The organism is Paenibacillus endophyticus (assembly GCF_014192395.1).
Taxonomy (GTDB): Bacteria; Bacillota; Bacilli; order Paenibacillales; family Paenibacillaceae; genus Pristimantibacillus; species Pristimantibacillus endophyticus.
Window position 1 is genome coordinate 171,437 of the sequence record NZ_JACHXW010000007.1, and the last position, 21,504, is coordinate 192,940.

Consider the following 21,504-nt stretch of genomic DNA (forward strand, 5'->3'; position numbering starts at 1 on the left):
ATGGCTGTTTTATAATACACAATATAGCTAATCCCGATTTTTTGAAATATAAATTTAGATGAACCATAAAGAGATGAGGTATGGCGATGTTCAAATCATTAGGTAGAAAATGGAGCGAGAAGCTCGAATTCGGCATCTTCACCTTGCCTGTATTAATTTGTATCGCGGTCGCTTTTTACATTCCGTTCGCGATGACGATCCGTTATTCCATGACCAAGTGGAACGGGATCTCCAAGCATCCGAAATTCGTCGGGCTCGACAATTTCAAGCAAATTTTCATGGGCGACACGAACTTTGCGAACTCCGCATGGTTTACGATTAAATACGCAGTGCTTTATATCGTTATCGTGAACATACTGGCCATTCTTCTTGCAGTTGTTCTGGATATGAAGCTTAAGACGACCTCTTGGCTGCGGGCTGCTTTCTTTATCCCGTATATTCTAAGCCTTGTGATTGTCGGTTTTATCTGGAAATTCATTTTCATGCAAGGTTTCGAATCACTGGGGCAAAGCACAGGCTGGGGCATCTTCGATCTCAGCTGGCTCGGCGAGCCTAAGCTAGCCTTCGTCTCCATACTGCTCGTCTCCATCTGGCAGTCTATCGGCTTCTATCTTGTCATCTACATCGCAGGCTTGCAGTCGGTGCCTGACGATCTGAAGGAAGCTGCAACCGTTGACGGAGCTGGACCGGTCAGGCGCTTCTTCAGCATTACGCTGCCGCTGCTTGCGCCTTCCATCACGATTTCCGTCTTTATGGCGCTGACGAATTCCATTAAAGTATTCGACGTCATCCTCTCGCTCACGGGCGGCGGACCTGGCGGTACGACTTACAGCATCGCCTATGACATCTATCGCGATACGTTCCAGAACAATCTTTACGGCTACGGCACGGCAAAAGCGCTCATTTTGTTCGTCGCTGTTCTATTCGTAACGATCATTCAATTGACGATCTTCAAACGCAGGGAGGTTGAAGCCTGATGAAAACGCAAAATAAAGGAAGAGCAGGCCGCATTGTCCTTGAGATCATCATGGTGCTTCTCTCGCTCGTATTTCTATACCCGTTGTTCTTAGCCATTAACAACTCATTCAAAAGCTTCGGCGAGGTCATGACCGATGTTGTCGCCCTTCCGAAGCAGCTCGTATTCGAGAACTATTCGTATGTATGGTCGTTCATCAATTATCCGAAGCTCTTTCTGAACAACTTTGTCATTACGACCGTCGGGCTTGCGGGGATTATTCTCGTTTCTTCTATTGCAGCCTACAAGCTGGCCAGAACGAAGACGCGCTGGAGCGGACTGCTCTACATCGTGTGCATCATGCCGATGCTGATACCGTTCCAATCCATCATGCTTACCGTGCTTCAGCTTGCCAAAGACCTTCATTTATCCGAAAGCACTTGGGGACTCGGCATTCTTTATTGGGGCTTTGGCGCACCGCTTGCCGTCTTTATTTACCACGGCTTCGTGAAAGGCATTCCGAAGGAGATTGACGAGAGTGCGACAATAGACGGCGCATCCGGCTTTAAGCTGTTCTTTCTTGTCATCTTCCCGCTGCTGAAATCCGTTACGACAACTATCATAATCATCGATGTCATGTGGATTTGGAATGACTTCCTGCTGCCGCTGCTTATGGTTAACGGCTCGCCTGACACCAAAACATTGACGCTTGCCGCTTACACCTTCGTCGGCCAATATACTTCTGATTGGCAATACGCGATGACAGCCATGGTGATGGCCGTGCTTCCATCGATTATCGTATTTATTTTCTTGCAGAAATATATCGTCAAAGGCGTTGTTGCCGGAGCGGTGAAAGGTTAACTGAAAGTCTGAGCAGAGCCTGGGTTTGCTAATACACTTGTAAACTTCACTTGCCAATGGGCACCAAAAAAAGGAGCTAGCGCATTCAAGCCGCTAAGCTCCTTTTTCGTACGCCTATTCACTTTTCAATGGAGAGAGGTTTGCCAAGGCGCTCCTGCGGACTCTCTAAGCGGATCGAACTTCATCGCTGCGTTGCGCTTGGGAATTATTTTCAAGAATGCGAAATGCCCTCTGCTCGATATGGGACAGCCTCAGTCCAGCCTCATCAAGCGCACCGCGTCGCATGCCTTGGGTGGAGCAGCCTTCTCGCACTATTCTGTTTTAAACTGCGCGGAAGCATCCGCCAAATCCTGCGTCAGCTTATCGATCGTCGTAACCATTGCCGCAAGCTGCTGCACCATTGCCGCCTGCTCCTGCACTGTTGCCGTTACCTCCTCGACCGATGCGGATACTTCCTCACCCGAGGCCGACAAGCTTTGGGCAGCATCAAGCACATCGTTCTTCGCAATCTCGACCTCAGACAGCTCTTCAGCCATCGCCCGTACTTGTTCAATAATATCTTTTACATGCCCGGATACGAGCTCGAATGATTGTTTCGTCTGGCCTACGCTATCATTATGCTGCTCCGTAATGCCCTCAATGACATGTACGCTTTGGTTGTTTTGCTCTACATGGTTGATCGTCAGTCCTACGATGGCATTGATGTCCTGCGATTGAATCGAAGTCTGCTCCGCAAGCTTCCTAATCTCACTCGCCACGACGGCGAAGCCTCTGCCATGCTCTCCCGCCCGCGCCGCTTCAATCGAAGCATTCAAGGCAAGCAGCTTCGTCTGGTTCGCAATCTCGGCGATCGCGTCGGTCATGCGGCCGATGCCGGACGAGCTCTCCGCCAGCTGGCGCGTAATGTCCGAAATTTTGCGAACCTCTTCTTCATTGCGTACATTGATTGCAACCAAAGATTCAATGACCTCGTGGTTTGCCTCGAAAATCTCTGTTATCGCGTCGGCCTTTTCTTTAATCGTATACGATTTGGCTGTGGCGCTGGCGATTTTGTCACCTACGTCCATAAACTTATTGACGATGGACTCCGTATCATTCGCCTGCGATTCCATTGCCTTCGCAATCTCGGACGTCGTCGTCGATGTTTCCATAATGGAAATGGACGTTCTGGCGGAAGTTTGGTCAAGCTCTCTTGTGCTGCCGTGAAGCACTGTGATCGAGCCGTTCATGCTCGTAATCAATTCTCGGTTGCGCTCCGCCATCGTGTTGAAGCTGTTCGCCAGCTCCTTGAACTCTCCATTGTATTTGCCGGTTGCCGAAGTGGTAAGATCACCTGAGGACAGCTTTTTAAAGAGTCCTGTCAACTGAACGATTGGCTTCGTTACGAGCCGGGATATAAGCACGCCAACCGCTATCGATACTGCCAAAGCAATCAACATGACGGTCATCATCTGCCTCAGCATCGCTTGCAGAGGCTTATTCACATCCGAATAGGGATCCTCGACAATGACGGTCCAGTCCGATAAAGGGATTTTGGAATAGTAGGCAGCCTTGTCCTTCAGCTTTACCTCGCCTTGGGCTAGCTCGCCAGAGGCGTTTGGCTTCGTAATGTCTGCATATTCTGCCGTTTCCATTGGCTTTCCGATTAAAGCATCGTCACCCGAGTGGTAGACGATGGTTCCTAATCGGTCCAGAATCATTACTTTTCCTTCTGTGTTGATTTGTATGTTTGCCAGCTTGTCTACAAAAAAGGAGGTAACAGCCGTTGCGATAAACACGCCTTGCACCTTGCCGCTGGAATCAAGTACAGGCAACGAGAATACGTTTACCTGATTGCCGCTTGTTTTGGATACCAGCGCCTCGCTGACTACCGATTTGCCTTGCAGGCTGTCTTGGAAGTACTGTCGATCCGATCTCGTTTTCGTTATAATTTCAGGATTGTTGGATGCGATGATCACCCCGGTCTTGTCAATCAGCATAAGCGATTCAATGCCTGGCATGCCCTTGATGCTGGATATGAGCGTCTGGTTCGCCTTCACATGCAGTCCATTCGCAGCTGAGAAGAAGGCTTCGTCCGCCAACTTGCCGGTATTCCGCTGATTCACTAAGTCGGTAAGCGCCGAATTGATGGATAATAGAAAAACCGACTGCTGCTCGAGCTGTACGGAAGAAAACAATCCTTCCCCAATTCTGTCGGAGATCGCTTTGATCTCATCCTTGCTCTTGTCTAGCGTAATGCTCGAAGCAATTTTGTACGAAATCATGCTGGTAGCCAACAATACGACACACACCAGCAGGCATATCATGGCAGGAAGCTTAAAGCGGAAGGACAGGTTCGATATCGAGTCCCTTTTTTTAGCGGCGGGCATTTCATATTCTCCTTTTTGACAGCTGATATGGCATTCGTGCTGCATAGTACCCCAATCTTATCAAAATATTATTAGAGAAATGAGAGGAATGCTTTAGGATATTGTTAGCTTTCCGCAATGACCCGCCAATTGTGGTCGCATGCTGCATGCACGATGCCTTTCTTCATCAAGTAACTAGCAACCAGCTCAGCCATGTCGATCTGAACCTCTCGAATAATCTGCTTGCCCTGATACATCGTATACCCGCCTCCTCCCGCCGCACGGTAATTGTTCATCACCACGTCCAGCTGCATACAAGGGTCCAGTGGCTGTCCCGCGCGGGTAAGCCTCGTTACCCGCTCGCCGATCGGCATCGCCGCATTCAGCTCGTATTCGATTCCCTCCCACATATCATAATTATAATGCTGTAGTTTTGGCTCCAAATAAGCAGGATTTACGCTGAGCGCTCCGTCCTCCTGCACCTGGAAATAGGCCGCTGTTTGTTCCAGTGCAGCTCTAATGTCCTCGCCGCTAAGCCTCAGAACCGTGAGCGTATTCGGATACATAAAATTCGCGAGTATATCCCGCATGGTCACGTCTTTGCGGAAGCCTTCAGACTCATTGTTCAGCAGCGAAGCGATAGAAATATCCACCCCTGCGGCATCCATCTGAACCCGGTTCATAAATTCCACAAACGGATGGTCGGCGCTGCGGCAAAGGAAAGGATCCGATATTGTCATATCGCCCTCGATCTGGCCGATTGTCTGATCGAGCCATGTCTGAACCTCCGATTCCACATTCTCCGTGAGCCTCATGATGGCAGGATTAGGAGTGACAGTATCGTCAATTCTCACCAGCTTGGTTGTTTTGGACGCGATATCCCAGCCTTCTCCTATTGCATGGAACGAAACGCTAATTCTACCCACAGCTTGTCCGTTGCAGCCTGGCTGAACAATCGCAACGCCGTTCACCTCGCCTGCAAGCTGGCGGTGCTGATGACCGGTAATAAGCACATCTATGCCGGGTACCTCCATACACATGGCATATGCCAGATTCTCCCCTGTTAACGCTTCTGCCGGCTTGCCGCTTGATAGCTCGCGCTCGAAGCCCCCGTGATAAGCGACAACGAGGAGGTCGGGCTGCTCCGTCTCGCGAATGAACGATACCCACTCCTTTGTGGATTCAAGCGCATCGCGGAACGCGAGACCTTGAATATGCGAAGGATTCTCCCAGTTCGGAATGTAATGCGTAGTAACACCTAGTATGACTATTTTGATATTCTGATTGACGGTTCTTACGATATAAGGTTGACCAAACAGCGGCTCCTGAGTTTCACTGCTCGCTATATTCGCTGACAACCATGGGAAACGGGAGTCTGCAACCGCCTTTCGCAGCAACTCCAATCCATAATTGAACTCATGATTGCCAAGTACGGCAGCGTCATATTTCATCTCATTCAGAACAGCGATTGCTGGGTTAACCCGCTCCTTGCCATAAGCAGCTGCATAATAGGACATTGGCGTGCCTTGCAGCAGGTCGCCATTGTCGATTAATAGCAGCTCCGGAGATGCCTGCCTCGCTTCCTTCACAATCGTTGCGATTCGCGCTAATCCGCTATTTTCCGCCTCGCGGGTTCGGTAATCAATCGGCCGGATATGGCTGTGTATATCACTCGTCACCATCATTTCAAAGGTAAAGCTATCTAGCTGCTTCATGCTTCATTTTCCTCTCGTACTGATTTCCCAATCCTCATTCCTTCATAGTAACAGGTTGCCGGGGCAGATAGAGTATGATGGCGCTCCTTTACAAAAGCTTATCCTCTTGTTTACGGCCAGCTAATAAATCGTCCTTATCATTAGGCAGGTACCATAAACTAGAATTTCTGGAGGGTAACCGTTTGAAAAAGATGACTAAGTTTGTTCTACCGTTATTATTGTCCGTTTCCCTGCTCAGCGCATGCGGCGCCAACAATGCGAATAGCGAAGCAACCGACACTGCTCCTGCTGCTACCGAGCAGGCCGCCGGTTATGTGCCAGAGAAGCTGACCGTACAATTCGTCCCTTCCCAGAATGCAGATACGCTGGAAGCGAAAGCAAAACCGCTTGAGCAGCTTCTCACCGATAAGCTTGGCATTCCCGTTGAAGTCAGCATCTCTACCGACTACAACACGATTATTGAAGCAATGGCTTCCAAAAAGGTTGACGTAGGTTTCCTTCCTCCAACAGCGTACGTGCTTGCAAAGGATAAAGGAGCGGCGGAGGTCATTCTTCAAGCGCAGCGCTTCGGCGTGCAAGATGACAGCGGCGCTCCAACCGATCAGCTCGTTGATTTCTACAAATCCATGATTATCGTGAAAAAGGATTCCGACATTCAAAAGGTTGAAGATTTGAAAGGCAAGAAGATTGCGTATCAGAATGTGACTTCCTCCGCTGGTTTTGTTTGGCCGGCAGGCAAACTGCTTGAAGCCGGACTGGATCCGCTGAAGGATGTTACCCCAGTTACAGTTAAAGGCCATGACCAAGGCGTCATTGCCGTCTTGAATGGCGATGTGGATGCAGCAGCCATCTTCCAAGATGCTCGTACGATCGTCTCCAAAGACTTCCCGACCGTATTCGAGGATACCCGCGTACTCGCATTCACCGAGAACATTCCGAATGACACCATTTCCGTCCGCTCGGATATGAACGCGGAATGGGTTGCGAAAATTCAGGATGCTTTTATCGCGCTTGGGAACGACGACGCCAGCCGGCAAATTATTTTCGATATCTATTCGCACCAAGGCTACGTGAAGTCTGAGGACAGCATCTTCGACATCGTTCGTGAGTATGGAGAAAAGGTTAAGACGGAATAAGTCTTATTGCTGCAACTAAGCATTCATAGCTGCCTACGGGAAGCCAGTCCACGTGCGTGAGCGCGCGGGCTGGCTCTCCTTTATTACAAAGACAATGAGCAAAGGACTGGTGTTCCCGTGATTGAGCTGCACAATGTAACGAAATTGTACCCCAACGGGACAAAAGGCTTGAACCATATCGATCTATCTATTTACGAAGGCGAATTCGTCGTTATCGTTGGGCTGTCAGGTGCGGGGAAGTCGACGCTGCTTCGCTCCATTAATCGCCTGCATGACATTTCCGAGGGCGATATCCTTATCAACGGCCAATCCATTACAAAAGCGCATGGCAAGCAGCTGCGATTGATTCGCCGCAGCATAGGCATGATCTTTCAAAGCTTTAACCTCGTCAAGCGCTCCTCTGTGCTCCGCAACGTCCTAGCAGGCAGAGTCGGCTACCATTCTACGCTAAGAACATGGATTGGACGCTTTCCCGAGCGCGACATGCATCTCGCCTTCGAAGCGTTGAACCGCGTTAATATCGCCGAGAAAGCTTACTCTCGGGCGGATGAGCTGTCCGGCGGCCAGCAGCAGCGAGTTGCGATTGCGCGCGTACTCGCGCAGGAAGCAACCATTATTCTCGCTGACGAACCCGTTGCTTCTCTTGATCCGCTTACCACAAAGCAGGTCATGGACGACCTCAAGAAGATCAATCAGGAGCTAGGCATCACAACGATCGTCAATCTGCATGATGTCGACCTAGCACGCCAATATGCAACGCGCATCATCGGCTTGAGAGCCGGGGAAGTCGTATTCGACGGGCCTGTCGCAGAAGCGACTGATGAGCGCTTTGCCGAGATTTACGGCCGCCCTATCGAGGAGGCGGAGCTGATGGGAGCAAAGCGCGAATGAATAGGAAGGCAGCAGCAACCATCCAACCGAAGCCGCCGCGCAGGCTAAAGCATTATTTGACGGGAGCCATTGTCGTCCTGCTGTTATGGGGAAGCTCCGTGCAGACTGAAGCTACAATAGGTGAACTCGTCGAAGGTTTTCCAAACATGTTCGATCTGCTTAAAGAAATGTTCCCGCCCAAATGGACCTACTTCGACAATATCGTCGGTGCCATGCTGGAAACAATTCGCATGGCTATCGTGGGGACCACAGTCGGTGCCCTAATGGCGATACCGATTGCCTTGCTTTGCGCAAGCAACCTGAACAAAAGTCCTTGGCTTCGCCACTCGGTGCGCTTGATTCTAAATCTGATTCGTACCGTCCCCGACCTATTGCTAGCCGCCATCTTCGTTGCTATCGTCGGCATTGGTCCGCTTCCGGGAACGCTGGCGCTAAGCGTTTTTTCGTTCGGATTGATCGCCAAGCTGACCTATGAGGCATTGGAAGCGATTGACCGCGGTCCGCTTGAAGCGATGACTTCCGTTGGAGCGAATGGTGTCCAGCGCATTCTGTTCGCCGTTGTTCCGCAAATACAAGCGCACTTCATGTCATTTGCGCTGTATACCTTTGAAATCAACGTCCGCGCAGCAGCCGTGCTTGGGCTCGTAGGCGCTGGCGGAATTGGCCACTATTATGAAATCACGCTAGGTTTTTTAGAATATGACAAAACGAGTGTCATCATCGTATTCACATTAGCCATCGTCTTGCTCATTGATTATGCAAGCACGAAGCTGCGGGAGAAGCTGCTATGATCAAACCTTGGAATACGATCGCCCAAAAGCCGCGCAAGAGCCATTATCGCTGGTTGATTTATACCGCGCTTGCAGCCGTATACATTTGGGCATTCGCAGGCATCCCTTTTTCGGGTATAAAAGAAACCGCCGTAATGATTACGAAATCCATCGTGACCGGCATCCTATCGCCCGACTGGGGCTTCGTCTATTTACCGGAGGGCGAGGATTTGCTGCGCGGCTTGCTGGAAACCGTCGCGATCTCAATTCTTGGAACTGTTATTTCCTCCGTGCTTTGCCTGCCGCTAGCCTTCTGGGCAGCCGTTAATATGAGCGGGTCCAGATTCATATCCGGCTCAGGCAAAATGGTGCTCAGCTTCATTCGTGCCATACCCGAAATCGTACTGGCTCTTATGTTTATCAAAGCGGTTGGTCCCGGCTCGTTCGCAGGCGTGCTCGCGCTCGGTCTGCACTCCGTCGGTATGCTTGGCAAGCTGTTCGCCGACGAGGTGGAAAATATGGATAAGGGGCCTGTAGAAGCGCTTCTCTCTTCCGGTGCCAATCGGCTCCAAATATTATGGTTTGCGGTCATTCCGCAGGTGCTGCCCGGCTTTCTATCCTACATGCTGTATCGATTCGAGATTAATATGCGCTCCGCAACCATTCTTGGCGTCATTGGAGCAGGTGGGATCGGTACGCCGCTAATCTTTGCGCTAAGCACCCGCAACTGGGATCGCGTCGGCATCATTCTGCTCGGCATTGTTATTCTGATCACCATCATCGATCTCCTCTCAGGGGCGATACGCAGACGTTTGGTCTGATCCATAAACAAACAGCCCGCACCGGTGATCATCACCAAGGTACGGGCTGTTTGCGTTTGAACATTTTATGAAGCAAGAATGACGAATAGGAGAGCGATAAGCGCGGGCAAGCCTTGTACGACGAGAATCGACTTCTTCGCCGTCAAGCCGCCGTATACGGCAGCAACGAGCACGCAAATTAAGAAAAAAAGCTGGATTTGCTGGCCGAATTCGGCATTCGGATGGAAGAGGCCCCATGCCAGTCCCGCTGCCAGAAAGCCGTTATACAATCCCTGGTTGGCTGCTAGCGACTTCGTGCTCTCCGCGAACTCCCTCGTCGTGCCGAAGGATTTGCGCGCGCGCGGCGTATTCCACAAAAACATCTCTAGCAATAGAATATAAATATGCTCTACTGCCACAATGGCGACGAATATGATGCTTAAGATAACCATTATGTCCTCCTCTCGCTTGCCTTAACTAGGCCGCTCAATCATAAACTGTTCGCCAAGCTTTGCATAGTCGCTCCCGGCAAGGCGGCTTACCGGCATCAAAGCCTTGGCATCAATGCGGCCTTTCTCGTATAAGGATTCGTCGATATGGAATTGGACGACTCTGCCGATCAATAGGTCGCAGGCAGGCGATTGCCCGTCTCCGCCAAGCGGGAGTGCCTGCTCCAGCACGCATTCCATCCGTATGCCAGCCTCAGCTACGCCGGGCACGGCGATGCGCTCACTTGCTACCGTAGTTAACCCCGCAAGCGCTACCTCGCTTTCATCCGGCGGGACATTCGCCGCAGTCACATTAATCGCCTCAATGTAGCTTTCCTGCGCAATATGTACGACGAACTCGCCGGCATGAACGGCATTGCGGGCGGTGTCCTTCTGGACACCGCCCGGTTTGCGTTGTACGGATACCGCTATCATCGGCGGATTTGCCGTAACGATATTAAAAAAGCTGAAGGGCGCCGCATTCAGTACGCCCTCGCTTGATAGCGTCGTAACGAAAGCAATGGGCCGCGGTATGATGCTGCCGATGAGCAGCTTGTAATTATCCTGCACGCTTTGACTTGTTGGATCAATCGATTTCACGGACCATCCTCCTATACCAGCATTTCAATTCAGTTTACTCGTTTTTGAATGTACTTGTATACCAAGCCGCAGCTGCTGCGACCTCTGAGCTAGTCAACTGGTGCCCGAACTGTTCCCAGTGGAGCGTGACGGAAGCGCCTGCTCCTTGCAGCATTTGATTCAGCTCCTCGGTTTCCTGCGGCGTGCACAGCGGATCATTCGAGCCTGCCCCGATAAAACAAGGGACATCTGTCAGATCCGGCAGCGCTACATCGCGAATCGGTACCATCGGATGATGCAGAATCGCTCCGCGCAGCGTTCCCTGATAGTGGAACAAGAGGCTGCCTGCAATGTTAGCGCCGTTGGAATAACCGATCGCCACAAGGTTGCTGCGGTCAAACCCGTACTGCTCTGCGGCACTGTCTAGGAAATCATTCAGCTCTTTGGTCCGGAACACAAGATCCTCAAGATCAAAGACGCCTTCTGCAAGCCTGCGGAAATAACGCGGCATGCCGTTCTCCAGTACGTTGCCCCTCACGCTGAGCACCGATGAGGCTGGAGATAACCGGTCGGCTAGCGGGAGTAAATCCCGCTCCGTTCCGCCTGTACCGTGCAGCAGCAGAAGCACTGGTGCCGCTGGATCCGTTCCTTGCTTGAATATATGCTTCATCATTTGTCCTCCTCCAATACTCTGATGTCAAAAGGCGTTAACAATTGTTCGATATCTTTGCGGCGACCCTCGTACCATTCAGGCAGCATCAGTTTCTCGCCAAGGTGCTCCACATCCTCGTCACGGGCAAAACCCGGAGGATCTGTCGCAATTTCAAACAATATGCCGCCGGTTTCCCGGAAGTAGATGGCGTTGAAGTATTGCCGGTCAACTATCGGAGTAGGAAGGAAACCGCTGCCCTCCACTTGGCTTCTCCAAAGCGCATGCTCCGTATCGTCTTTTGCCCGCCAAGCGATATGGTGGACGGTTCCTGCTCCGCCATGGCCAAGCTCCATGCTTTCCACATTTACGTCAATCACGTTGCCGAGATCACCTGACGATTGAAAGCGCGCATATCCGCCTTCTTCGCCTATTCTCTCAAGACCCATTACGTTCACAAGCGTTTCGGCCGTTGCTGCAGGCGCCGCACTGTACAGAATCGCTCCGCCAAAGCCTTTAATCGCTTTCTCCGCCGGTACTCCGCCGAATGTCCATTTGCTTGGCGCTCCCGATTCACGGGCCACAATCTCCAGCTTCAAACCATCCGGATCCTCAAGCTGCAGGTACTGCTCGCCGAATCTCGATGTTTGGGCGAAGGCTACGTTCAGCTTCGTAAAGCGCTCTTTCCAGAAATCGAACGCATCATTCGGCACCACATACGTCGTGTAACCCACCTGTCCAGCGCCGACTTTGCCTTTGCGTGAGTTCTCCCAAGGAAAGAACGTAATGATCGTGCCTGGGCTTCCCGCTTCATTACCGAAGTACAGATGGTAAACCTCAGGTGCGTCAAAGTTAATGGTTTTTTTAATCAAGCGAAGACCTAGCACCCCTGCGTAAAAGTCAGCCGTTACCTGCGGATTTCTTACAAAAGCGGTGACGTGATGGATACCTGTAGTTTTGTTTGTCATTTTAAACACTCTCCTTATTTTATATGAATTTCAAAAGTATTGTAACTAACAAAATCTCAGATTAGCGAATGAGTGCGTCGATCGAATATTCACCCGCTCCAGTTAATGCAACACCTATAGCAATGGCTAAAAGCACAAGATTATATTCATAGCCGTTAGCAGTAGCCCACAAGCCGTTCTGCCCATGCACCTTCACGATTGCAACCAGCATCGTCATGACAATCAGTACTGCGGCAAGCGGTGTAAGGAGTCCTGCTACGAACAGCAGCCCGCCGACAAGCTCCATGAGCCCCGCAACCACTGCCATCGCTACACCCGGTTTCACGCCAATCGACTCCAACCAGCCGCCAGTTCCTTTCGGTCCGTAGCCTCCGAACCATCCAAACAGCTTCTGCGCGCCATGACCTACGAACAACAACCCGACAACCAGACGAACGATCAACAATCCCAATGCAATACTCATTTTAATTCCTCCATTATATTTGTTTTTTGTTTTTATTACTAATTAAAGAATCTTTAATTTAAGATATTTGACAAGCGTAAACGGTTGCCTGCAGCTTCCCGCCACGAGAGCCCGTTTGGCTTCTATCAAGAAAGAGGTTGTTATGCTGCTCTCAAACCTCGCTACTTGTAATGCTCCTGCGCAAATTTCCCCAGCTTCTTAAGCAGCTTGCTTGCAAGCTGTTTCTCTTCCGATGACAATCCGTCTACTGCCTGTTCGATAACCGCTTGGTGTCCGGGAAATACATTCTCTACAAATTGCTTGCCCTGATCCGTTAAATCCGCAAAAATGAGGCGACGGTCTTCGGTTGATGCTCTGCGGCGAACCAAATCCTTTTTCTCCAGCTTATCAACAACGTACGTAATGTTGCCGCTGCTCATTAATACCTTTTCACCGATTTGCTGCAAGGGCTGAGGTCCTCGATGGTATAACAGCTCCAGCACGCCGAATTCCGTTCGATTCAAGCCGTTGCTTCGTATGTCGCGATCCGCATGTGCGTTGACCCATTGGGTCGCTCTCGACAATGCAATGAAAAGCTCCAATGATACATTCGGTTTCGGATTGTCGTTTGCCATGATGCTCACTCCCTTCTGCGTTTCGCATGTCTTTAAGTTAAATATCTTGAATTAAAGATAATATATTTTCAGGACGTTGTCAACACCTTATTTCAAATGATTGGTTTTGCTGCTTGCCAAACCATTCTGGATCGGCGAATATCAACGTATAAGGAGGCGGTTCGATGATTCATATTGTTAACGGTGATTCAATTGGCAGCAAGCTTCATGCGGCTGGCGTGCAGGGAGAGGTACTTGTATGGAGGGAAATGTACACTTTCGGTCCCGTCTCTCTGCAACCCGAACTGGCTGAGAACCGGCTGCGCCGAGCTGCTTATATGGAGCAAGCCTTTGGCATATCGCCGCTCGAGTGGATATCTTCTGCCGAGGCACAGGAACGCCCGCTCGCAGCTTTTCGCGAGCATCGCGAGATCGTGCTCTGGTTCGAGCATGATCTGTATGACCAGACGATGCTGAGCTGCTTGCTCCGTTGGTTCGCGCTGCAGCATGTGGGCAGCACTAAGCTGTATTTGCTAAGCATCGATCAGTTTCCAGGCATCGATCTATTCCACGGCTTAGGCCAATTGACGCCGGCTGAGCTTTCCACGCTCAACCATACTTGGAGTGAAATTAGCGATAAACAGCTGGCATTAGGCAAAAAAGCATGGGAAGCATACGTCGCTGATCATCCGATGGCCATCGTGGAGCTGCTGAAGGAAGATACGTCAGCGCTGCCGTTCCTGCATGACGCGTTCCAGCTTCACTTAGGTCGTTATCCGTCAGTTCGGAACGGTCTTGGCCTTGTTGAACAAACGACGCTGGAGCTGCTTGCGGCAAAATGCCATACTCCCGTGCAGCTCTTTCAACAAATAAGCAATAAGCATCACCGGCTCGGGTTGGGCGACCTGCAGTACTGGTTCATGCTTAAGCAGTTGTCGGAAGGCCGCGATCCCTTAATATGCATAGAAAACGATGTGCCTACTCCCGGCCTGCATGATTCACCGGACCAATTCCTGCAAGCCAAGATCCATCTTAACGAACGAGGCGAAGAGGTATTGGCCTGCAGAAACGAATGGGCAAGGCCAAGCGGCTGCGGCAGCTGGCTTGGCGGGTTCTTTCTAGGGGATAATAGATCGCAGTGGCGGTGGGACGATGTAAATGCAGTTATCCTGCAGAAATAAATGAAAGAGCCTCCCATCTTGGGAACTGACACCTGTCTCACAAAGTTCCATGATGCTTGGAAGGGCTCTTTCTCTTGTTAATTCCACCATACCGAAGAGGGATACGCTGCACCATGAATCAAGACCGGCTCGCCTATACGCGGAGTCGCTATCCTTGCGCTGTGCGCCTTCGCCGCCTTCACTGCTCGTTCAATAGGATCCGACCAGCTGTGAAGCGCAAGAGTGAACGCACCCCAGTGAATGGGGATCAGCACCTCTCCACGCACATCCAGATGGGCTTGTACCGTTTCCTCGGGCATCATATGAATGTCTGCCCATCGCACGTCATATTGTCCACACTCCATTAAGGTAAGATCGAACGGCCCGTATTTATTTCCGATTTCCTTGAAATGCGGACCATAACCGCTGTCGCCGCTAAAAAAAATTTTGGCCGCTTCGCCATGAATGACCCAAGAGCACCACAAGGTTGCGTCCCGATCCGAGAGACTTCTCCCGGAGAAATGCCGTGCAGGCGTGCAGGCTAGCCGCAGCCCTTCATATTGAAACTCGTCCCACCAATCATGCTCTTCAATAATAGACGGACTCACGCCCCACTTAATGAGATGCTGCGCTACGCCAAGCGGAACAATGAACCGTTTCACCTTGTCCTTTAGCTTAACGATTGAACCGTAATCCAAATGATCGTAGTGATCATGGGAAATAAAGACGGCATCGATAATCGGCAGCTGCTCAATCTCAACCGGCAGCTTGCTGCTGAATCTTTTTGATCCAATGAACGGAAATGGGGAAGGCGCTTTGCCGAACATCGGGTCTAGCAGCAGGTTTTTACCGTCAAGCTGCAGCATGGCCGCCGAGTGTCCGAACCAGGTAAGCTTAGGGGGGGAGCCCGCCTCAAGCGAATGAACGTTTTCCATCTGCAGTGTAGCGATCGGCTTATCCGGCCTCGCGTGCGGATTGCCCTTAACTAACGCGGAAACCATTTCCAGTTTTTCTCTTGTCGAGGTCTTCATTGAAGTCGGAATGGCGTTAACGAACCTTTTGCTGGCATATTGCTCCGACCTGCTGAGCCGCTGCCGCTGCTTCTTGGACGGTCCAGCTCCGAATGCTGGATAATACTGCAACACCAAATATACAACGACCACACATAAAGCGATAATACCGATTGTTATTAGCATTCTGTTCGACCTCTTCCATCCTAGCTTATAGACGCAGAAAAACCGCTATTGAAGTATACGTTACTACTTCAACAACGGTTTTATCAAGTTTTGGTAAAATCATACTTACGCTCTTCTTGCGCCGCGCATAATTGCACTTAGAATCAGCACGACTACAATCGCTCCGATGATGGCTGGAATCAATGCGAATCCGCCAACCGAAGGACCCCAACCGCCCAGCAGGAGCGTACCTAGCCAAGCTCCGACAAGTCCAGCTACGATATTCCCGATGATACCGCCTGGAACGTCACGCCCTACGATCAAGCCGCCTAACCAACCTATAACGCCGCCAACAATCAATGTCCATAATAAACCCATATTTATCTTCCCCTCTCTTTGCTTGCGATATAGCTAAGATTAACCTTATTCGCGTACTTTGAAACAAATGAGAGGAAGCTAAAATTTGGATATTGAAAATCATTTTTCCCGTGCGCCTAAACGCTCAGCCTGCTCTCCCGCTATGGGAGAGGTAGCGTCACCTCAAAGGAGGAGCCCTTATTCAGCTGGCTATCCACCTTTATTGCCCCATGATGCAGCTCAACGATTTTTTGGACAATCGATAAGCCGAGCCCGCTTCCGTCTGCCGTTCTTGTCCGCTGCTTATCCCCTTTATAGAAGCGTTCGAATATCCGAAGCTGGTCTTCCTTGGATATGCCGATACCGCTATCAGCAATCATAACTGTAACTTCATTCGGAGAATGGTGGATTGCGATCTTAATGCTCCCGCCGACTTGCGTGAATTTAATGGCATTATGGAGCAGGTTCACAAAAACCTGGCTTATCATTTCTTCGTTCGCTTCGACTGTCGTTTCTTCCAGCTCCAGCTCCAGCTCCAGCTCCTTCTCCAGCCACTGCGGCTCGCAAGCGAGGACAATGCTCTCAAGCTGTGTGTCAAGGCGGTAACGCTTCAGATCGAGCTGCTGATGCTCCGATTCTAGCGTAGTCAGCTTGAGCAGGTTATCGCTAATTTTGGAGAGCCGCGTCGTTTCCTTCTCAATGATGGACAAATAATGCCGCTGCTCCTCCGGGCTTAGCCCTTCCCGCTGCAGCGTGCTGGCAAAGCCCCGAATCGAAGTCAAGGGAGACTGTATCTCATGGGATACATTCGATATAAATTCCTGACGCAGCAGCTCGACCTGCTTCAGCTCATGCGCCATGTCATTAATGGATTGCACGAATTCACCGATCTGGCCATGGTATTTCTTGTCGCGGTCGAGCATAATGTTGAAATTGCCTTTGGCCATAAGCTTGAGCGCATCCATCATTTCAATCCAGACTTTCCTTTGCTTCGGCACCGTCACTAAGTTAACGGTGCCTGCCAGCAGTATAAGAATAAGGATACCGAGCGCCCAGTTGACGAGCTGAAGAAGATATTCGGGCAGGGCGACCTCATGATGTGAGTAAAACCATCTCGTCAGCCAATATGCAAGCGAGAAAGCTAAGCCGCTGAACAAAAATAGCATGGTGATGGCTCCCGCGAAGCGAAACACAATGCCTACTTTGGAATGGCGCCGCTTCATTTCAGAGCCTCCAGCCGGTAGCCTAATCCGCGGATCGTACTGATTTTAATGGATATGTTCCATGTAACAAACCGTTCCCGCAGACGGTTGATATGAACGTCAAGCGTACGCTCATTGCCGTCAAAGTCATAACCCCAAATGCCCTCAATAAGCTGATTGCGCGTCAGCGTTCTGCCCAGATGACTGACCAGCATAAACAGCAGCTCAAATTCCTTCGGCGGGAGCGTGATGTAGCCAGCGCCAACCCGAACCTCATAGGTCTGCCGGTCCAGCATCAGCTCCGCTACAGACACCTGCTGCGAAACGGCAATCCGGTAGCGCTTTAGAAGCGCCTTAACCCGGACCGTCAGCTCCGCCGGATCAAACGGCTTTACCAAATAGTCGTCGGTCCCCAGATTGAAGCCTTTTACCTTATCGCCCATCTCCCCTTTGGCCGTAAGCATAAGCAGCGGAATATCATAATGCTTGCGCAGCTCTCTGCACAGCTCCCAACCGTCCATATTCGGCATCATGACATCCAGAATGACCATGTCTGCCGGCGCTTGCTCCATCTGTGCAAGCGCTGCTTGCCCGTCCGAAGCTTCCTGCACGATCAGTCCCTCCTTCTGGAGAATGACACGAATAAGCTCCCTTATGTGCGGATCATCGTCTACTACAAGAATATGCCCCATCTTAATCCCTCATCTCTCACTTAGGAAGCCGTTTTGTTCATGCGCAGCTGGCCATTCGCGAATTCACGGTACATCGCGTGGCTCGCATAGAGCTGCTCATGCGTTCCGACGCCGGTAATGGCGCCTTTCTCCAGGAACACGATCGAATCCGCATCGACAACCGTCGACAATCGATGCGCGATAACAACCGTTGTCCTGCCGATCATCAGGTTTTTGAGCGCATCCTGCACGACTTCCTCTGACTTGCTATCCAGATTCGAGGTCGCCTCATCGAGCATAAGGATGCGCGGATCGCGAAGCAGTGCTCTAGCTATTGCTATCCGCTGTCGCTGGCCGCCTGACAGCTTGATGCCCCGTTCTCCAACCTCTGTATTGTATCCGCTGGGCAGTGCTTCGATAAAGCCGTCTGCATAGGCCATACGCGCGGCCTGCTCGATCTCCTCCTGCGTAACATCCCGTGTGAGTCCATAGCATAGGTTATCCTTAATGGTGCCTGCTATAATCGGACTTTCCTGAGATACGTAGCCGATCTGGCTGCGCCATGAGCGCAGGGACGCATCCCGAATGTCCTTCCCGCCAAGCCGAATTGATCCCGAGGTCGGATCATAGAACCGCTCCAGCAGCGAGAATAGCGTTGTCTTGCCGCTGCCGCTTGGTCCGACGAGCGCCGTTACCTTGCCCGCCTCAATCGTCAGGCTCACATCCCGCAGGATTGGCTCCTCTGCCTTATAGGCAAATGAAACATGATCGACCTGAATCGTTTGATTCATTTCCGAAACCGCTTTGCCGCTCTCCTGATCTTCCTCTTCTGATTCGATAATCCCAATAATACTCTCCGTTGCGCCCATTGCCTTCTGGAACTGCGTGAAAAACTGTGAAATCTGCGTAATCGGCAGCATAATTTGGAACAAATACATAATGAATGCGACCAGCTCCCCGGCTGTCATAGCTCCGGAGGAAACCTGCACACCGCCAAAGCCGATCAAGCATACGAGCAGCAGCAAGATGATAAACGAGACCATTGGCGAGATTAGCGCCTGCATGCGAGCTTCCTTCAAGCCGAAGCCGAATAGGTTCTGAATGCCGCTGCGCCCCTGCTCATACTCTGCAGGTTCGGACCCCGATGCCTTTACCAGACGAATCTCCGATACAACGCGGTTTACAACCGAAGTGAACTTTGCGTTCTCGGCTTGCGTCGCCTTCGAGATCGTGTACATTTTGCGACCGATCGGCACCATAATGAGTGCCGCCACCGGGAAAACGGTAAGCATGATGAGCGTCATTTGCCAGTTCATGTAGAAGAGGATCGACAAGGCGCCGATAATGGATAGAATACCAGTGAAAAAGCCGGTCACATGATCGGTTATTAGTCCCTTTAGCAGCGCCGTATCGTTGGTTAGGCGGCTAATGGTTTCGCCCGAGGCTTTGTTATCATAATACGGGACAGGCAGGCGAAGCATCTTGCTCCACAGCCGCTCGCGGATGGACGATACGATCTTGTTGCCGCTGTAATGCAGCAAATATACCGACAAGCCGCCCGATACGACCTGCGCAATAAATGCTGCCGCCATCAAGACGATTTGTGTCGTGCTCAAGGAGCCAAGCGAGAAGCCGTTGACCATGTTTTTCGTAAACAAGGGAATCGTCAAACTTACAAGCGTCGTAATCACGCTTAATATAACCGCTATGGACAACATCATTTTCGGAGGGTTTGTCTCCATGATTAGTCCAATAAACCGCCTAACGTTGCTTTTTTTGTCTTTCATAACTACCACTCCTCTATTTCTCTTCTCTCCGCTATGCTGTTTACTTTACCTTGCTTGTTTAAACGGAATTTAAACGAGCGGCATGCTGCCCCAGGTTCGTTGAATACCTCTTAATACCTTTTTCTGAAAAAAGAGTTGCACCTGACGCTTCGTGAAAGTTATAGCGAGGTTAACGGCAAATACGGCATGAGCGAGCTTCTGAACCGCAATATTCATCATGTATTTTCGCTTCAACAGAACGTCAACGAGCATGAAAGAAGCTGTCTCCTCTATAAAGGAACAACTTCTTTTTTATGGAAATCGGAGGTAAAATAAAAATGCGGCCCATCCTGATCCGGGCCGGTTAACGAAAAAGATGGGGGCTTCCAATGGACAACAATCATGTAGTTATCGGCATTGACGGCGGCGGGACGAATACCCGTGTAATAGTAAGCGACAAGCATGGGCATGTATTGGCTTATTTGGAGCGAGGCTCAGCCTCTATATATAAGGATAAGGAAGCTGCGTCAAATGTGCGAGGAGCCATTGCCGAAGCGCTGCAGCAAGCAGGCCGAACAGCCGCTGACGTACAAGCTCTGGTTGCCGGTATCGCAGGTTACGATGCACCCTCCGATCTCGAATGGGTAACGCCATTAACGGAATTAGCTGGCCTTGCCTGCCCGAAAATGCATGTGAATGACGCCGTATCCGCCCATTCGGGAGCGCTAATGGGCAGACCCGGCATCGTCGTAATTGCCGGAACCGGCTCCATTATTGTAGGCGTGACGGAGGACGGGCAATTCATCCGCAATTACGATTTTCATCATTACGCCGCAACGGCTGCCCGCTCCATCGCTTACGATACCGTATATGAAGTGCTTGCCGGCGAATACGACGAATCGGACCAGCCGTTTCTGAAGGCTATACTCGCCCACTGGGGTGTCGCTAGCTTAGGCGGCCTTGCCCAAATAGCCAAACAAGGCTTCGCGGCGGACCGCCGTGAACGCGACAAGCTGTTTGGCGAATTTGCCCCTGCGGTTACAAAGGCAGCTGAGCAAGGAAGCCCCGTCGCAATCCGTGTATGCGAGCGGGCAATTGATCAAATCAAAATCGGCATCGAACTCATTGCCTTCTCCTTCGCAAGCGAAGAAGTCGCAGTCGCCTTCATTGGGAGCGTCGCGAACAGTAGTTATTACTTGCATGCACTGAGAGGCAAGCTTGCTCAAGGCAATCATAAACGCTATCTCATCACACTTCCGCAGTTCTCGCCCGCCATCGGTTCCGTTTTGCTGGCGCTCAAGCAGGCAGGCATTAGCATTGATGATAACGTCATTCATCAGCTTCAAAGGTTTGAGAGTAGCAATAGGTAAATTCCGCTATTGAATCGGCTTGGAATCGGCGCCCGCATGCGACTCCAAACCAAAAAACAGCCATGCCGCAACGATGCAACATAGCTGCTCAACGAAGCAGTGAATGAGTCCCTATCCTGCCAACGTGCAGGGCATCCTGCTGGCCGATTATTTCGTCTGCCTATTTTTCGAGAGCACCAGCAGGCTGTCCTTATAGGTATCTCCCCACTGCTTCATTTGCAAAATAATCGGCTTTAACGTTTCCCCAAATGCCGTCAGCGAATACTCGACCTTGGGCGGCACCTGATGATAGACCTCGCGATGAACAATTCCGTCATTTTCCAGCTCTCTAAGCTGCAGGGTCAGCATACGCTGCGTAATATTAGGGCAAATTTTGCGAAACGCGTTGAATCTTTTCGTTCCATCGATCAGGTGGTACAAAATGACGCCTTTCCACTTGCCGCCGATCACGTCCAGCGTAAATTCAACGGGGCAGCCTTCGCCTGTGGGACAATCGCCAAACCCGCTTATCCGGTCTCTCATCTCGCATCGTTCCCTCTTCTATAGTATACAATTTGATACTACATTACATGAATGTGCGTACTTAC

The 21,504-nt window shown here is 50.8% G+C and carries 23 protein-coding genes; 8 read left to right on the plus strand and 15 right to left on the minus strand.

Annotated elements, in window-relative coordinates:
• Positions 1-86 precede the first annotated feature (86 nt).
• Together FHS16_RS13825 and FHS16_RS13830 are read left to right on the plus strand one after the other, a co-directional pair.
• Entirely contained in the window at positions 87-977 is an 891-nt protein-coding gene (locus FHS16_RS13825) for a carbohydrate ABC transporter permease (protein WP_183563035.1), read from the plus strand.
• Entirely contained in the window at positions 977-1,816 is an 840-nt protein-coding gene (locus FHS16_RS13830; RefSeq protein ID WP_183563037.1) for a carbohydrate ABC transporter permease, read from the plus strand. The genes FHS16_RS13825 and FHS16_RS13830 overlap by 1 nt, the downstream gene beginning before the upstream one ends.
• 311 nt (positions 1,817-2,127) lie before the next feature.
• On the opposite strand, the gene FHS16_RS13835 is transcribed toward FHS16_RS13830, so the two are convergent.
• On the minus strand, positions 2,128-4,185 hold the full coding sequence (locus FHS16_RS13835; protein ID WP_183563039.1) for a methyl-accepting chemotaxis protein: 2,058 nt from the start codon (positions 4,183-4,185) through the stop codon (positions 2,128-2,130).
• A gap of 104 nt (positions 4,186-4,289) precedes the next feature.
• Entirely contained in the window at positions 4,290-5,879 is a 1,590-nt protein-coding gene (locus tag FHS16_RS13840; protein WP_183563042.1) for a bifunctional metallophosphatase/5'-nucleotidase, read from the minus strand.
• Between the two features lie 191 nt (positions 5,880-6,070).
• On the opposite strand from FHS16_RS13840, the gene FHS16_RS13845 reads away from it, so the two are divergent.
• The 4 genes from FHS16_RS13845 (at position 6,071) to phnE (FHS16_RS13860) (ending at position 9,497) form a co-directional block, all read left to right on the plus strand.
• A complete protein-coding gene (locus FHS16_RS13845) occupies positions 6,071-7,015 on the plus strand; it encodes a phosphate/phosphite/phosphonate ABC transporter substrate-binding protein (RefSeq protein ID WP_183563530.1) in 945 nt (314 codons plus the stop codon).
• 117 nt (positions 7,016-7,132) lie between these two features.
• Positions 7,133-7,906, plus strand: a complete 774-nt coding sequence (phnC, locus tag FHS16_RS13850; RefSeq protein WP_183563045.1) for a phosphonate ABC transporter ATP-binding protein — start codon at positions 7,133-7,135, stop codon at positions 7,904-7,906.
• Positions 7,903-8,697, plus strand: a complete 795-nt coding sequence (gene phnE / locus FHS16_RS13855; protein ID WP_183563048.1) for a phosphonate ABC transporter, permease protein PhnE — start codon at positions 7,903-7,905, stop codon at positions 8,695-8,697. Before phnC ends, phnE (FHS16_RS13855) begins: the two co-directional genes overlap by 4 nt.
• The gene (gene phnE / locus FHS16_RS13860; RefSeq protein ID WP_183563051.1) at positions 8,694-9,497 is read left to right on the plus strand and encodes a phosphonate ABC transporter, permease protein PhnE; all 804 of its coding nucleotides are present in this window, start codon (positions 8,694-8,696) and stop codon (positions 9,495-9,497) included. Before phnE (FHS16_RS13855) ends, phnE (FHS16_RS13860) begins: the two co-directional genes overlap by 4 nt.
• A gap of 65 nt (positions 9,498-9,562) precedes the next feature.
• Here phnE (FHS16_RS13860) and FHS16_RS13865 read toward each other — a convergent pair whose 3' ends face one another.
• The 6 genes from FHS16_RS13865 to FHS16_RS13890 all read right to left on the minus strand — a co-directional run bounded on the left by FHS16_RS13865 (position 9,563) and on the right by FHS16_RS13890 (position 13,237).
• Positions 9,563-9,928, minus strand: coding sequence for a DUF1304 domain-containing protein (locus FHS16_RS13865; RefSeq protein ID WP_183563054.1), 366 nt, complete (start codon positions 9,926-9,928; stop codon positions 9,563-9,565).
• A 21-nt stretch (positions 9,929-9,949) separates the two neighbouring features.
• On the minus strand, positions 9,950-10,564 hold the full coding sequence (locus FHS16_RS13870) for a flavin reductase family protein (protein WP_183563057.1): 615 nt from the start codon (positions 10,562-10,564) through the stop codon (positions 9,950-9,952).
• 34 nt (positions 10,565-10,598) lie between these two features.
• The gene (locus FHS16_RS13875) at positions 10,599-11,213 is read right to left on the minus strand and encodes an alpha/beta hydrolase (RefSeq protein ID WP_183563533.1); all 615 of its coding nucleotides are present in this window, start codon (positions 11,211-11,213) and stop codon (positions 10,599-10,601) included.
• Positions 11,213-12,160 carry a ring-cleaving dioxygenase gene (locus FHS16_RS13880; RefSeq protein WP_183563060.1) on the minus strand — a complete coding sequence of 316 codons (948 nt, stop codon included), beginning with the start codon at positions 12,158-12,160 and terminating at the stop codon, positions 11,213-11,215. The genes FHS16_RS13875 and FHS16_RS13880 overlap by 1 nt, the downstream gene beginning before the upstream one ends.
• 61 nt (positions 12,161-12,221) lie before the next feature.
• Entirely contained in the window at positions 12,222-12,623 is a 402-nt protein-coding gene (locus FHS16_RS13885; RefSeq protein ID WP_183563063.1) for a DoxX family protein, read from the minus strand.
• 161 nt (positions 12,624-12,784) lie between these two features.
• Positions 12,785-13,237, minus strand: coding sequence for a MarR family winged helix-turn-helix transcriptional regulator (locus FHS16_RS13890; RefSeq protein WP_183563065.1), 453 nt, complete (start codon positions 13,235-13,237; stop codon positions 12,785-12,787).
• Between the two features lie 164 nt (positions 13,238-13,401).
• On the opposite strand from FHS16_RS13890, the gene FHS16_RS13895 reads away from it, so the two are divergent.
• The gene (locus tag FHS16_RS13895; protein WP_183563068.1) at positions 13,402-14,397 is read left to right on the plus strand and encodes a DUF1835 domain-containing protein; all 996 of its coding nucleotides are present in this window, start codon (positions 13,402-13,404) and stop codon (positions 14,395-14,397) included.
• A gap of 77 nt (positions 14,398-14,474) precedes the next feature.
• On the opposite strand, the gene FHS16_RS13900 is transcribed toward FHS16_RS13895, so the two are convergent.
• The 6 genes from FHS16_RS13900 to FHS16_RS13925 form a co-directional block, all read right to left on the minus strand.
• Entirely contained in the window at positions 14,475-15,572 is a 1,098-nt protein-coding gene (locus FHS16_RS13900) for an MBL fold metallo-hydrolase (protein WP_183563071.1), read from the minus strand.
• Positions 15,573-15,677: 105 nt separating this feature from the next.
• Entirely contained in the window at positions 15,678-15,929 is a 252-nt protein-coding gene (locus tag FHS16_RS13905) for a GlsB/YeaQ/YmgE family stress response membrane protein (protein WP_183563074.1), read from the minus strand.
• Positions 15,930-16,069: 140 nt separating this feature from the next.
• Complete coding sequence (locus FHS16_RS13910; RefSeq protein ID WP_183563077.1) at positions 16,070-17,131, minus strand: sensor histidine kinase; 1,062 nt, start codon at positions 17,129-17,131, stop codon at positions 16,070-16,072.
• Positions 17,128-17,802 (minus strand): response regulator transcription factor, encoded by a 675-nt coding sequence (locus tag FHS16_RS13915; RefSeq protein ID WP_183563080.1) that lies wholly within the window; start codon positions 17,800-17,802, stop codon positions 17,128-17,130. The genes FHS16_RS13910 and FHS16_RS13915 overlap by 4 nt, the downstream gene beginning before the upstream one ends.
• 20 nt (positions 17,803-17,822) lie before the next feature.
• A complete protein-coding gene (locus FHS16_RS13920) occupies positions 17,823-19,568 on the minus strand; it encodes an ABC transporter ATP-binding protein (protein WP_183563083.1) in 1,746 nt (581 codons plus the stop codon).
• Between the two features lie 69 nt (positions 19,569-19,637).
• Complete coding sequence (locus FHS16_RS13925) at positions 19,638-19,820, minus strand: hypothetical protein (RefSeq protein WP_183563086.1); 183 nt, start codon at positions 19,818-19,820, stop codon at positions 19,638-19,640.
• Between the two features lie 116 nt (positions 19,821-19,936).
• Here FHS16_RS13925 and FHS16_RS13930 point away from each other — a divergent pair, with 116 nt between their 5' ends.
• Positions 19,937-20,917 (plus strand): BadF/BadG/BcrA/BcrD ATPase family protein, encoded by a 981-nt coding sequence (locus tag FHS16_RS13930; protein ID WP_183563089.1) that lies wholly within the window; start codon positions 19,937-19,939, stop codon positions 20,915-20,917.
• Positions 20,918-21,064: 147 nt separating this feature from the next.
• Here FHS16_RS13930 and FHS16_RS13935 read toward each other — a convergent pair whose 3' ends face one another.
• The gene (locus tag FHS16_RS13935) at positions 21,065-21,439 is read right to left on the minus strand and encodes a winged helix-turn-helix transcriptional regulator (protein WP_183563092.1); all 375 of its coding nucleotides are present in this window, start codon (positions 21,437-21,439) and stop codon (positions 21,065-21,067) included.
• Positions 21,440-21,504 lie beyond the last annotated feature (65 nt).

Coding starts and splice junctions, on each gene's coding strand:
- FHS16_RS13830 (WP_183563037.1), top strand. CDS start 977: ATGAAAACGCAAAATAAAGGAAGAGCAGGCCGCATTGTCCTTGAGATC.
- FHS16_RS13825 (WP_183563035.1), top strand. CDS start 87: ATGTTCAAATCATTAGGTAGAAAATGGAGCGAGAAGCTCGAATTCGGC.
- FHS16_RS13930 (WP_183563089.1), top strand. CDS start 19,937: ATGGACAACAATCATGTAGTTATCGGCATTGACGGCGGCGGGACGAAT.
- FHS16_RS13915 (WP_183563080.1), bottom strand. CDS start 17,802: ATGGGGCATATTCTTGTAGTAGACGATGATCCGCACATAAGGGAGCTT.
- FHS16_RS13885 (WP_183563063.1), bottom strand. CDS start 12,623: ATGAGTATTGCATTGGGATTGTTGATCGTTCGTCTGGTTGTCGGGTTG.
- FHS16_RS13920 (WP_183563083.1), bottom strand. CDS start 19,568: ATGAAAGACAAAAAAAGCAACGTTAGGCGGTTTATTGGACTAATCATG.
- FHS16_RS13880 (WP_183563060.1), bottom strand. CDS start 12,160: ATGACAAACAAAACTACAGGTATCCATCACGTCACCGCTTTTGTAAGA.
- FHS16_RS13835 (WP_183563039.1), bottom strand. CDS start 4,185: ATGCCCGCCGCTAAAAAAAGGGACTCGATATCGAACCTGTCCTTCCGC.
- FHS16_RS13925 (WP_183563086.1), bottom strand. CDS start 19,820: ATGCTCGTTGACGTTCTGTTGAAGCGAAAATACATGATGAATATTGCG.
- FHS16_RS13900 (WP_183563071.1), bottom strand. CDS start 15,572: ATGCTAATAACAATCGGTATTATCGCTTTATGTGTGGTCGTTGTATAT.
- FHS16_RS13840 (WP_183563042.1), bottom strand. CDS start 5,879: ATGAAGCAGCTAGATAGCTTTACCTTTGAAATGATGGTGACGAGTGAT.
- phnE (WP_183563048.1), top strand. CDS start 7,903: ATGAATAGGAAGGCAGCAGCAACCATCCAACCGAAGCCGCCGCGCAGG.
- FHS16_RS13910 (WP_183563077.1), bottom strand. CDS start 17,131: ATGAAGCGGCGCCATTCCAAAGTAGGCATTGTGTTTCGCTTCGCGGGA.
- FHS16_RS13935 (WP_183563092.1), bottom strand. CDS start 21,439: ATGAGAGACCGGATAAGCGGGTTTGGCGATTGTCCCACAGGCGAAGGC.
- FHS16_RS13875 (WP_183563533.1), bottom strand. CDS start 11,213: ATGAAGCATATATTCAAGCAAGGAACGGATCCAGCGGCACCAGTGCTT.
- FHS16_RS13905 (WP_183563074.1), bottom strand. CDS start 15,929: ATGGGTTTATTATGGACATTGATTGTTGGCGGCGTTATAGGTTGGTTA.
- FHS16_RS13845 (WP_183563530.1), top strand. CDS start 6,071: ATGACTAAGTTTGTTCTACCGTTATTATTGTCCGTTTCCCTGCTCAGC.
- FHS16_RS13895 (WP_183563068.1), top strand. CDS start 13,402: ATGATTCATATTGTTAACGGTGATTCAATTGGCAGCAAGCTTCATGCG.
- FHS16_RS13865 (WP_183563054.1), bottom strand. CDS start 9,928: ATGGTTATCTTAAGCATCATATTCGTCGCCATTGTGGCAGTAGAGCAT.
- FHS16_RS13890 (WP_183563065.1), bottom strand. CDS start 13,237: ATGGCAAACGACAATCCGAAACCGAATGTATCATTGGAGCTTTTCATT.
- phnE (WP_183563051.1), top strand. CDS start 8,694: ATGATCAAACCTTGGAATACGATCGCCCAAAAGCCGCGCAAGAGCCAT.